An 11,114-nucleotide genomic window follows, 5' to 3' on the forward strand; every position below is an offset into this window, starting at 1 on the left:
CATGGCAGTACGTTCGGGGGCAATCCCGTTGCCGCCGCTGTAGGTATGGCGGCTTTGGAAGTCGTAAAGGATGAAAAGCTCGCCCAAAATGCCTTTGAACTCGGGGAACTCTTTCGGGAAGAACTGAACAATTTTATCCCAACCAGTAACATAGTGACCAAAGTAAGGGGAAAGGGCTTGTTAAATGCCATTCTGATCAACGACACCGAAGACAGTTCTACCGCTTGGGATATCTGTATGGCCTTAAAGGAAAACGGTTTGCTGGCCAAACCCACGCACGGAAATATCATCCGCTTTGCACCGCCCTTGGTGATGACCAAAGATCAGTTGTTGGATTGTATTACGATTATTAAGAATACCTTGAGGCAGTTTGAGGAATAGAAGATAAAAAAATCTATTCATCAATACCATATTGCTCCATCATTTCCCTGCTTTGTTCCATCATAACTTCCCAACCGACGGTGCTGATTTGATAGATTACACTTCCAATGGAATAGAGCCCAAGAACAATACCGATAATAGCTAAAATTTTTCCTGTTTTTATCGTACTGGAATTGACATACATCTCTGGATTTTCACGATATAATTTTTCGGCTTTTAAGGCGAGTACTAAAGCGATTACCGAAGGAATAAGTCCAAGTCCAAGGCACCAACAGCAAACAATGCCAAAAATGGATAGGACAATTATAGCAGTTTCGTTAGGTAGTTTTTGACGTTCCATGATTCTGATATAGAGGGTTTAGATAAATTTTAAAATAAAGTTGGTGAATATGGCGAAGAACGTGGCAAGCAACAAACCGAAGGTGATAGTATTTTCAAATCTAATACTTACAAAGCGCTTTATCACGATAAAGGAAAACAAAAGTAGCATTGGGTAAATGGCCGGATACATCTTAAAAGCAGCTACAAAATCCCCTTGCAACAAAAACGTCACGGACCGCTGCAAACCACAACCGGGACAGTCAAAGCCCAAAAATTGCCTGGTCAGGCACGGAAGCATGTAATCCTCGACATTGAACAACAAGGTGACCCAATGCATTTTCTTGCTTTATGATTTCTTTCACGAAAATTACTATTAATTTTGGGGATACAAAACAAAAAGATGACTGTTTTTCAAATCGGGGACAAGGTAGAGACGCTCGACGATGTAATCGGTGGGATAGTGAAAAGGATTTCAGGGGATGAAATTACCATCGAAACCGATGATGGTTTTTTGTTGGAATTTCGAGGTGATGAATTGGTCAAGATGTCCAAAACGGATGTGATCAAAGTAAGTAATCACGAAATAGCCCAAGTAAAGGCGGAAAAAGAAGCACCCAAAAAGCGAAAGCAGCAAACCGTTAAACCCAAAGAACGCAACCCTTCGAAAATGGAGGTGGATCTGCACATACAGCAATTGACGAATTCGACAAGGGGCATGTCCAATTTCGAAATGCTGAACCTACAGCTCGAAACCGCCAAACGCCAGTTAGAGTTCGCCATTAAAAAACGTATTCAAAAGGTGATCTTCATTCATGGCGTAGGGGAGGGGGTACTCAAAGAAGAGCTGAACTATCTGTTCCGACGCTACGAAAACGTAAAATACTATGATGCGGAATACCAGAAATATGGTCTGGGGGCGACCGAGGTTTATATTTTTCAGAATTCTTGACTACTGTAAAGTTCCAGAAGTTTTTAAGCCCCGAGCTTAGCTCACCATTTTTAAGCAAAATTGAAAAAGCGAAAAGCGTCTGGCGTTAAGCGTATTGCCGAAAAGGTGCGCGCGTTTAATCGGTTTGAATTTGAACCGGCTTACTGCTGAACCGTTGTATGCGTCCCAAACGCTACACTGGGTATTGCCGCCAAGCTCACACCAGTTGTGGCCGTACCATTCGCTTTTGAGGTCAGTACCATATTTTCTAGCGTAATATTATGGGTATAGGTTATACTGCCATTGGCATCCGGTACACTCGCCACGGTCTCCACTTTTAGGTTTCCGGCGGTCGATACGAAGCGCCAACTTTTAATATTCTCTGCATACGAAGCGGCGCAGGCCAGGTCATTGTCGGCAACCGTATCAAAGACCACATATTTAAATACTTCTTTATCCTTTAGATCCAAAATTCGGGGAATGGTATCGGTCGCTTTATTGATGAACATAGTATCTAGGGTCGCAACGTCTAAAGCGATAAACTCATCGTTGAAGACTTTGTACAGGCGTATTGTGCCGTCTATAGGGGCAGTTGTACAAGCTGTTGGGACGATGTCGGCGTAATTTGAAAACGGGACTTCCAATTTAGCGCTGTTTTTCGGCTTGGTAATAAAATCGCCGTAGACCAGGGTCGATAGGTCGGTCAGCTGCTCGCCTTGGTCATTGTTCAGGGAAAGGTCCGTAATGGAAATCGTGTGGCGATAGTCTTTGGTCTCGGCGGTTAAGGTATCTACTTTGGTATCTACAATAATGTTTCCCGCTGTCGCTAAATTTTCCTTTACCACGCTGGGCTCCAAAGGGGGAATGGCATCACAAAAATACGCGGAGGTGACATTGTCCGAAAAAAATCGATAGATCAGGTTTGAAGGCTCGGGTATTGTGCTCGCAAGCGTTCCCGGTTCTGAGGTCTCGTTGTTGATAAGCCCCCCCGCCAAATTCAGCAATAGGGCCTCGTCTTCATCGATCTTAAAGAAAAAAGTGGTCTGTGTCGGATCTGCAAGCCCCGGACAGGATTCGATGTTCGCTGCCTCAAAATCGACTTCCTCAATTTGCAGGTCGCCGTCGTCACAGGAAGATAATCCGATCAAGAGGGCTAAAAACAGGATTTTTTTCATCCTCCAAAAATAAAGGAAATTAAGCGAACTCATTTATACTTTTTGTTTGGAACCGAGAATATCGGCTTTTGTGGCCAGATGAAGTCATTTTTTAACAGCATAGCAGTACTACGGTGGCGAAAAATGAGGATATATGGTCTCAAAATGTGATGTTCGTAGGTAAAAGAAAAAGTATAAATGAGTTCGATATAAGTTTATGGGAATCTGGGGATAAAATAGAGTTAATTCCGGTAATTTTGCAGGATTAGGGAAGAAGTAATTCGCATGGAAAAAGTATATTTAGATAACGCTGCCACGACCCAGGTCAGGGAAAATGTCATCGCCAAAATGCAGGATGCCCTGTCGAATTTTTACGGCAATCCGTCTTCAACACATAGTTTTGGACGATCGGCAAGGACCGCAATTGAAAGTGCCCGCAAGACGGTCGCGAAATATATGAACGCACAGCCATCGGAAATTATCTTTACTTCCGGGGGTACCGAAGCCGATAATATGATATTGCGCTCCGCCGTTCGCGATTTGGGCGTTGAGACCATCATCACCACCAAAATCGAGCACCATGCCGTGCTGCATACCGTCGATGATCTAAGGAAGGATTTTGGAATCAAGGTTGAGTTCGTTGCATTGGATGAATTCGGAAATCCGAAACTCTCGCATTTAGGGCAGTTGCTAGAAAAGGATGGATCCAAGAAATTGGTCAGCCTCATGCACGTCAACAATGAAATCGGCAATAGGCTCGATATCGCCAAGGTCTGTCGGCTCTGTCAAGAATATCAGGCCCTTTTTCATTCGGACACCGTACAATCCATCGGACATTACGCGTGGGATGTAAAGGAGTGCCCGGTAGATTTCATGACCGCCGCCGCCCATAAGTTCCATGGTCCGAAAGGCGTCGGATTTGCCTATATCCGGAAAAATTCGAAACTAAAACCCTTGATTTTAGGCGGTTCGCAAGAACGCGGTTTCCGGGCCGGTACGGAATCCTTCCACAATATTGTGGGCTTGGAAGCGGCCCTTATCGCCGCCTATGATAACCTCAAGGAAGAAATCGCCTATGTTTCGGGATTAAAAAAACATTTTATCGATAGCCTACAAAAGGAAATCCCCACCGCAACCTTCAACGGCCATTCCGGCGATATGGATAAAAGCACCTATACCTTGGTCAACGTCCGCTTGCCCATTGATCCCCAAAAAGCCCTGATGCTTCATTTTCATTTGGATATCAAGGGCATCGCCTGTTCCAAAGGTAGCGCCTGCCAATCAGGAAGCGATGCGGGATCGCATGTACTTAACGAAATTCTATCCGAAGAGGACCTGAAAAAACCTTCGCTGCGGTTTTCGTTTTCGAAATACAATACGAGAAAGGAGTTGGATTATGTTGTTGATGTTCTCAAAGAGTTTGTTCAATAATAGACGCGCCATACTAGACCTTCGCCCATTCGACAGCCAGGTTTGACGAGAGATAAAAAGTTTATAAGTTTATGCGGGTTTAGGAGTTTATAAGGTCGGAAGTGTTTCATTTTGGCATCGGGCATCGGGCATCGGGCATCGGGCATCGGGCATCGGGCATCGGGCATCAAGTATCTAACCTAACCTGTAGGATCCTTCTTCCTGTCCCGTCGCTTCTCCCGGTCATACGGAAACTTTCGAGCGGCAAGTTTCATCATCCGATCGATGAGGTCATCGGTGTTTTTTCCGGATTTTTTATTGATTTCCTTTTCGTATTTCCAAAGTAACTTTCCACTTTTGCCGTCACTTATTTTTACACCTATGCTTCCGTAATCGGCGTCCCCAAGAAAATAATCCAAGAAATTGAACTTCGTATCTACACCGTCCGAAAGTAGTACGTTAAGGTCAATATTTCCGCTAATGATGCCATCCACACCCAAAATCGCGCTCAGTTCTTTAACGGTATGTACATCGATGTTGTCGTAGTCGATATCGTTTTGGGCCAACAAGGCATTGGTATTTTTGATATTTTGAAAATCCACCGAAAACTTTTTCCTTTTTTTCCGTCGTGAAAAATAAGTTTCCAAGGCATTTTGAACCGCATAGCCTTCCTTTTCTTCGCGGGCCCTCAGCTCTTCCTTCGAAATTTCATTTTTAAGGTCCAGATGCGTGAGAAAGGGTATGATGGCCAATACGGTATGCGCTTCGGTAAGGTCGTCGAACTTGCGGCTTTCGTAGATGTTCTTTTGTGAAGTCGCATGAACCGCAGCCAACAAACACAAAATGAAAAAGATTCGCTTCATGGATTACTACTTTCAGTTTTAGTTCATTTTCTAAAAAACGTACTGGTAAAGGTAGTTGAATTCCCCACATTGTCTGTCACGGTAAGCGCTAAATTGCATTCCTTTTTATCCAAGATGATATCGTCGAAGTTATAGGTAAGTGTATTGGTCTTGGGTTCGTATTCCATTAAAATCCATTCCCCGTTAATAGTGGCGGAGTAAGTATCGATGCCGCTAAGGTCGTCACTGATGCGTATGCTCAGATATTGGTAGTTGTTAAGCCACTGTTTTTCCTTGAAGTTACGGGGCGATATTTTAGGTGCAAGGGTATCTTTCGCTAAAGTATAGGTGCCCAGGTTTCTGGTTCTTGCGGTAAAAGTCGTTCCTCTTTTATAGGTAGAAACGTGAAGTGGGCGCAACCGGCTATCCAAACGGGCGATGAACATTTGTTTTCTTTCTTCCTCGGAATACTCCGCCACGTCAAAAGTAATGGTAAAATTGTGATGAGCGGCTACACGGTTGTTGTGTATCTTGACCGTATCCCCGTCCTTTTCTAGGTCGATATAAAAGTTGTCGTAAAACGTATTGGCTGGAAAATAGACCTTGGCAGCTCCCAAATCATAATTGTTGGGTTTTTTGACGACAACGTAGTTATCGGTTTTTTCGTCTTCCCTTTCTATCTTAACGGGTTCTTTTTTGCCCTCGATAGGTATCACGGCCTTGACTTCGTTGCCATTGATATCTTTGATAAGAAGTTCCACATTATAGGTCAAGCCTTCCGTTACCTCGATTTTGCCATCGTTAAACAACGTATTATAAATATCCAAACGATTGCCCGGCCCTTTAAATAATTTCTGTATTTTTTGGTAGTTACGGCCATAGTGGTCGTAATCGATCAGGGTATTGATGTATCGGGACTCCCCGAACGAAAAGGTCTCAAAATCGTATTTGGTATAGACTTTACCGTTGACGGATTGTTCTACCGAATAGACCCCATTTCTATTGGCGGCAAGGTCTAGCCTATCGTATCCGACGAAACCAAGGCCGATAGTTCCCATGGCATAAGCTTTCTCGGCCAAAAAAGTGCCATCTTCCTGTCTTTTGAAATCCAGTTCGACTTTATTTTGGCTTTGATTGATTTCGGTGTCTTTGGATAAGGGATACGCGTAAAGATTATTAAGTATCGGGTTGGTAGCGTCGCGAACATCAAAACCGTATAGCAGGGGATTGGTCGGTTTTTCGGATATGCTGCTGCGTATTTCAAAGTGCAAGTGTGGGCCTGAAGACCCACCGGTATTACCTCCGTAAGCGATAACCTTTCCTTTTTCCACGCTGACCTCCCCGTAATCGGGAAATACTTCTACCTCGTAGGATTTTTCTTGATACTGAACCTTTTTAATGTAGGCCTCGATTTCAGGTGCGAATTTTTGAAGATGTCCGTAGACCGAGGTATACCCGTTCGGATGCGCTACATAGAGCACCTTGCCATAGCCCCAGTGTGATACCTTGATCCGGGTAACGCTACCGTCGGCAATGCTGTAAACAGGAAGCCCCTCGCGTTGTTGCGTCTTGATATCGATGCCGGAATGGAAGTGGTTCGATCGCAGCTCGCCGAAGGTTCCGGCAAGTACTAAGGGAATATCCAAAGGGGAACGAAAAGCGTCCTTGGGATAATCGGTCTGTCCGAAAATATTCAGGGAAAAACCTAACAATAGCACGGAAAAAGCTTTCTTCATAGTTGATTTGTTTCCTAAAACGGATAGCGAACGGAAAGATTCAGTGGTTTTGTTTCAAGGGATTTCTTTGCTCTCCTATCATAAGGCTCGCCCTGTATTTTTCAAAAGGAGGTGCGAAATTAGCAAAACGATTTGAATTCCTACAAACGCAAGTGGCAAATATGTCCGCATCCTTAATGTTCCAACGGATTTAAAGGCATCATAGTATACGCTAACCGAACAGGATTTGAAAAATTTTGCTAAACCATTTAGGGGCTTCGTTTGTCGATTTACATTTGAACGCGGTTTCGAAAATTGTCCAAATATTTATCTTTGTATACTGATTACCAGTTTTTTATCCTCAATATCTTCATCCTAAAAATGAACTATATTGTATTTGTTCAGGAATAATTCAAAAAAGTATTGTCAAGTAGGCACAGGTGTGTTAACTTTGTGTAAAATGCATTGCGTTTGATTTATGGGCGAATTGGTCAAAGTAGTTGATTCCTTAGAGAACAAAATCAGCAAGTTGCTGCATAAGATTGAACTGTTGCAGCAGTCCAATACCAAACTGGTGAACGAGCTTGACCATCTTAAAAAGGATAAGGTCGAAGTTTCGAACTCCATTTCGGTATGGGAAGAGCGCTACAATTCGCTAAAATTGGCAAACACGATGCTTGGCAGTAGTACGGACAAAACAGAAGCTAAGCTTAAAATTAATACGTTGATCAGGGAGTTGGATCATTGTATCGCCCAACTCGCCGAATAATGGTATACGAATTTTAAAAGATGTCGGAAAAGCTCAAAATCAAGCTTACGATCGCCGATAGGGTGTACCCCTTGACCATAGACCCGGCCCAAGAGGAAGGGTTGCGGAAAGCGGCAAAAAATATCGAGCAGTTGGCAAAAAAGTTCGAACAGAGCTATGCCGTTAGGGACAAACAAGACGTATTGGCCATGTGTGCCCTGCAGTTTGCCTCTAAGATAGAACAGCGCGGCATCGATCAATCGGAAGGTTCACAAGAGGCTATGCAACGTTTGCTCGCCTTGGATCAGTTGATCGCCGAGAAGCTTGGTAATAAATAAAGTCCCTTTTGGGATGATACGTTCTTTAAAATAGCATTAGTTACTGCCCACATTGGTATTACCTTTTGACGAACTCAACACTAATTTGTTTAAAAAGGGTGAGTTTAGGCTGTAAAAGCAGGCCCTACTTGTATAGGGATCCTTGATCAGTCTGTTAGCCCTAAACCTGTTTATTGGAGTTTGTACAAAACTTCTCCGATGTGGGCTTTTTTTTTACCCTGTCGTAGCGCATGGTCTACGTTTCTTACGTAGGATAACTTTTCTTAATTCGAAATAATATATGGATAGTGCAACACTTATAATAGTAGGTATCATAGGCCTGGCGGTCGGATTCGCGATCGCAAAATTTATGGAAAAGGGCAAGGCCAGTAAAACTACCATAAATGCCAAAAAGGAGGCCGAAAGTATTTTGAAAAATGCAGAAACGGAAGGGGAGAGCATTAAAAAGGATAAGATTTTTCAGGCCAAGGAAAAGTTTTTAGAGCTAAAGGCCGAACACGAAAAGGTAATCATCGGCAAGGATAAAAAAATTAACGATGCCCTCAAACGTACCCGCGATAAGGAATCGCAGGTAAGCAGTGAACTCGCCAAGGGCACTAAACTCAATCAGCAGTTGGATGATAAGATCCAAGAGTTGGCCCATAAGGAAGAAATCCTGGAAAAAAAGCAGTTCGAGCTTGATAAATTACATTCTAATCAAGTACAGCAGTTGGAGGTCATCTCGGGCCTATCCGCCGACGAGGCCAAAGGCCAATTGTTGGAATCGCTCAAGGAAACCGCAAAGAGCGATGCCATGGCCTACATCCAGAGTACGGTCGAAGATGCCAAAATGACCGCACAGCAAGAAGCCAAAAAAATCGTTATCAATACCATTCAGCGTATAGGCACTGAAGAAGCGGTAGAAAATTGTGTCTCGGTCTTCAATCTGGAATCCGATGACGTAAAAGGAAGGATCATCGGTAGGGAAGGACGGAATATCCGTGCGTTGGAATCCGCCACGGGTGTCGAGATCATCGTCGACGATACCCCGGATGCCATTATTCTTTCGTGTTTTGATTCCGTTCGTAGGGAAATAGCCCGCCTGTCGCTGCACAAGCTGGTTACCGATGGTAGAATACACCCGGCCCGTATAGAGGAAATCGTCAAAAAAACCGAAAAGCAGATCGAACAGGAAATCGTCGAAGTCGGTAAACGCGCCGTTATCGATCTGGGAATCCATGGTTTGCATCCCGAACTGGTACGGGCGGTAGGTCGCATGAAATATAGATCTTCCTACGGACAAAATTTGCTACAGCACTCCCGGGAAGTCGCCAAACTTTGTGCCGTAATGGCTGCTGAACTGGGACTCAATCCTAAATTGGCGAAACGGGCGGGACTCTTGCACGATATCGGAAAAGTGCCGAATACCGAAGCTGAGGTGGAAACACCACATGCGATCTTGGGGATGCAGTGGGCCGAAAAATATGGAGAGAAACCTGACGTCTGCAACGCTATCGGCGCCCACCACGACGAAATAGAAATGAAAACCTTGATAGCTCCTATCGTGCAGGTCTGCGATGCGATTAGTGGCGCAAGGCCCGGGGCACGTAGACAAGTGCTGGATTCTTATATCCAGCGTTTAAAGGATCTGGAAGATATCGCCTTTGGTTTTGGCGGGGTTCAAAAAGCCTACGCCATTCAGGCGGGTAGGGAACTCAGGGTCATCGTAGAAAGTGAAAAGGTAAGCGACGAAAAAGCAGCGGCACTGTCCTTTGAAATCTCACAAAAAATTCAGACCGATATGACCTATCCCGGGCAGGTGAAGATTACTGTTATTCGAGAAACACGGGCGGTGAACGTTGCGAAATAGGTTTCTGAAAGCATTTTGATTTCAGGGAAGAACGTATGCATATCAATTGGATTCAGCAACTTGAACCTTCCGATTTTTGATTAATTTTACCCAAATGTCATAAACTTCAATCCGGCTTGACTATGCACAGAATTCATAAGTATTCCTTATTGCCGCTTTTGCTATCGGTAATCCTTTTTAATTCCTGTACTGAAAAGGCGGAACCTGCCGTTGATTACGCCGCTCTTTCGGAACTCGAAAAGCGAAATCCCGAAAATGCCTTGGCCTCTATGGAGGTGGCCGACGGACTCCAATTAGGTCTTTTTGCCTCCGAACCGATGTTGGCCAATCCTACGAACATGGCCATCGATGCCAAGGGAAGGATTTGGATTTGTGAAGGCACGAATTACCGATCTTTTGCCAATCCGGAAATTTCCTATGACAATAAGGGCGACCGTATCCTTATTCTTGAAGATACCGATGGCGATGGCAAGGCCGACACCCAAAAAGTTTTTTATCAGGGCCAGGATATCAATGCCGCTTTGGGGATTGTGGTTTTGGGGAACAAGGTCATCGTTTCCGATAGTCCCAATGTGCTCGTGTTTACGGATGAAGACAGTGATGATGTTCCCGATTCCAAAGAAGTCCTGTTTTCTGGAATAGAGGGGGTGGATCACGATCATGGGGTACACGCCTTTGTATTCGGTCCCGATGGCCGGCTCTATTTTAATCAAGGTAACAATGGAAAGCGCTTGTTGGATAAGGACGGAAATACAGTACTCGACATTTATGGCAATAAAATCGACGTCGAAGATGGCAAATACCAAGAGGGAATGGCCTTCCGGATGGAAGAAGACGGGTCGGATGTTGAGGTCCTGGGTAATAATTTTCGGAATCCCTATGAACTGGCCGTCGATTCCTATGGTGGCCTTTGGCAATCCGACAACGACGATGATGGTAACCGTGCCACACGAATCAATTTCGTGATGGAAAATGGTAATTACGGCTACAAAGACCTGCTAACACGCCAAAGTTGGCAAGAGCGCCGAACAGGTTGGAACGACGAAATACCCAAACGCCATTGGCACCTCAACGATCCAGGTACAGTGCCCAATCTTTTGCAGACCGGATCCGGATCTCCGTGCGGAATTTTGGTGTATGAGGATGACCTTCTTCCCGAAAAATATCATAATCAATTGATCCATGCCGAACCGGGCCATAATGTGGTTCGTAGCTATATCTTGAATGAGAAAGGTGCGGGCTACGGCGCCAAAATCGAAAATTTGGTTAAAAGTAAGGATGATTGGTTCCGGCCCGACGACGTTACGGTAGCTCCCGACGGCTCCCTGTTTATTTCAGATTGGTACGATGGCGGGGTAGGCGGACATAAGGCCGAGGATATTGAAAGAGGCCGTATTTACCGTTTGGCGCCGGAAGAAAATTACCAGC

The 11,114-nt window shown here is 44.5% G+C and carries 12 protein-coding genes and 1 other RNA gene; 8 read left to right on the forward strand and 5 right to left on the reverse strand.

The genetic code is table 11. The features are described from left to right. On the forward strand, positions 1 to 381 hold a 381-nt coding region (locus ACEW8S_RS07820), incomplete at its 5' end, for an aminotransferase class III-fold pyridoxal phosphate-dependent enzyme (RefSeq protein ID WP_373517605.1). A 13-nt stretch (positions 382 to 394) separates the two neighbouring features. On the opposite strand, the gene ACEW8S_RS07825 is transcribed toward ACEW8S_RS07820, so the two are convergent. Both ACEW8S_RS07825 and ACEW8S_RS07830 read right to left on the reverse strand, forming a co-directional pair. Beyond that, positions 395 to 721, reverse strand: coding sequence for a CCC motif membrane protein (locus ACEW8S_RS07825; RefSeq protein WP_373517606.1), 327 nt, complete (start codon positions 719 to 721; stop codon positions 395 to 397). 18 nt (positions 722 to 739) lie between these two features. Then, entirely contained in the window at positions 740 to 1,039 is a 300-nt protein-coding gene (locus ACEW8S_RS07830; protein ID WP_373517607.1) for a DUF2752 domain-containing protein, read from the reverse strand. 63 nt (positions 1,040 to 1,102) lie between these two features. On the opposite strand from ACEW8S_RS07830, the gene ACEW8S_RS07835 reads away from it, so the two are divergent. Then, the gene (locus ACEW8S_RS07835) at positions 1,103 to 1,651 is read left to right on the forward strand and encodes a Smr/MutS family protein (protein WP_373517608.1); all 549 of its coding nucleotides are present in this window, start codon (positions 1,103 to 1,105) and stop codon (positions 1,649 to 1,651) included. Between the two features lie 140 nt (positions 1,652 to 1,791). On the opposite strand, the gene ACEW8S_RS07840 is transcribed toward ACEW8S_RS07835, so the two are convergent. Continuing rightward, positions 1,792 to 2,805 (reverse strand): hypothetical protein, encoded by a 1,014-nt coding sequence (locus ACEW8S_RS07840; RefSeq protein WP_373517609.1) that lies wholly within the window; start codon positions 2,803 to 2,805, stop codon positions 1,792 to 1,794. A 264-nt stretch (positions 2,806 to 3,069) separates the two neighbouring features. Here ACEW8S_RS07840 and ACEW8S_RS07845 point away from each other — a divergent pair, with 264 nt between their 5' ends. Further along, positions 3,070 to 4,215, forward strand: coding sequence for a cysteine desulfurase family protein (locus ACEW8S_RS07845; protein WP_373517610.1), 1,146 nt, complete (start codon positions 3,070 to 3,072; stop codon positions 4,213 to 4,215). A 179-nt stretch (positions 4,216 to 4,394) separates the two neighbouring features. On the opposite strand, the gene ACEW8S_RS07850 is transcribed toward ACEW8S_RS07845, so the two are convergent. Then, positions 4,395 to 5,057, reverse strand: coding sequence for a hypothetical protein (locus ACEW8S_RS07850; protein WP_373517611.1), 663 nt, complete (start codon positions 5,055 to 5,057; stop codon positions 4,395 to 4,397). A 23-nt stretch (positions 5,058 to 5,080) separates the two neighbouring features. Continuing rightward, complete coding sequence (locus ACEW8S_RS07855) at positions 5,081 to 6,772, reverse strand: M23 family metallopeptidase (RefSeq protein WP_373517612.1); 1,692 nt, start codon at positions 6,770 to 6,772, stop codon at positions 5,081 to 5,083. Between the two features lie 457 nt (positions 6,773 to 7,229). Here ACEW8S_RS07855 and ACEW8S_RS07860 point away from each other — a divergent pair, with 457 nt between their 5' ends. From ACEW8S_RS07860 to ACEW8S_RS07880, 5 genes are all read left to right on the forward strand, one after another. Then, on the forward strand, positions 7,230 to 7,520 hold the full coding sequence (locus ACEW8S_RS07860) for a hypothetical protein (protein WP_373517613.1): 291 nt from the start codon (positions 7,230 to 7,232) through the stop codon (positions 7,518 to 7,520). A gap of 20 nt (positions 7,521 to 7,540) precedes the next feature. Continuing rightward, the gene (locus ACEW8S_RS07865; protein ID WP_373517614.1) at positions 7,541 to 7,837 is read left to right on the forward strand and encodes a cell division protein ZapA; all 297 of its coding nucleotides are present in this window, start codon (positions 7,541 to 7,543) and stop codon (positions 7,835 to 7,837) included. Positions 7,838 to 7,909: 72 nt separating this feature from the next. Next, positions 7,910 to 8,019: non-coding RNA, 6S RNA (gene ssrS / locus ACEW8S_RS07870), on the forward strand. A 98-nt stretch (positions 8,020 to 8,117) separates the two neighbouring features. Beyond that, on the forward strand, positions 8,118 to 9,686 hold the full coding sequence (gene rny, locus ACEW8S_RS07875; RefSeq protein WP_373517615.1) for a ribonuclease Y: 1,569 nt from the start codon (positions 8,118 to 8,120) through the stop codon (positions 9,684 to 9,686). A 122-nt stretch (positions 9,687 to 9,808) separates the two neighbouring features. Beyond that, the coding region (locus tag ACEW8S_RS07880; RefSeq protein ID WP_373517616.1) for a PVC-type heme-binding CxxCH protein at positions 9,809 to 11,114 on the forward strand (1,306 nt) is incomplete at its 3' end.

This window comes from Pricia sp. (assembly GCF_041745955.1).
GTDB lineage: Bacteria > Bacteroidota > Bacteroidia > Flavobacteriales > Flavobacteriaceae > Pricia.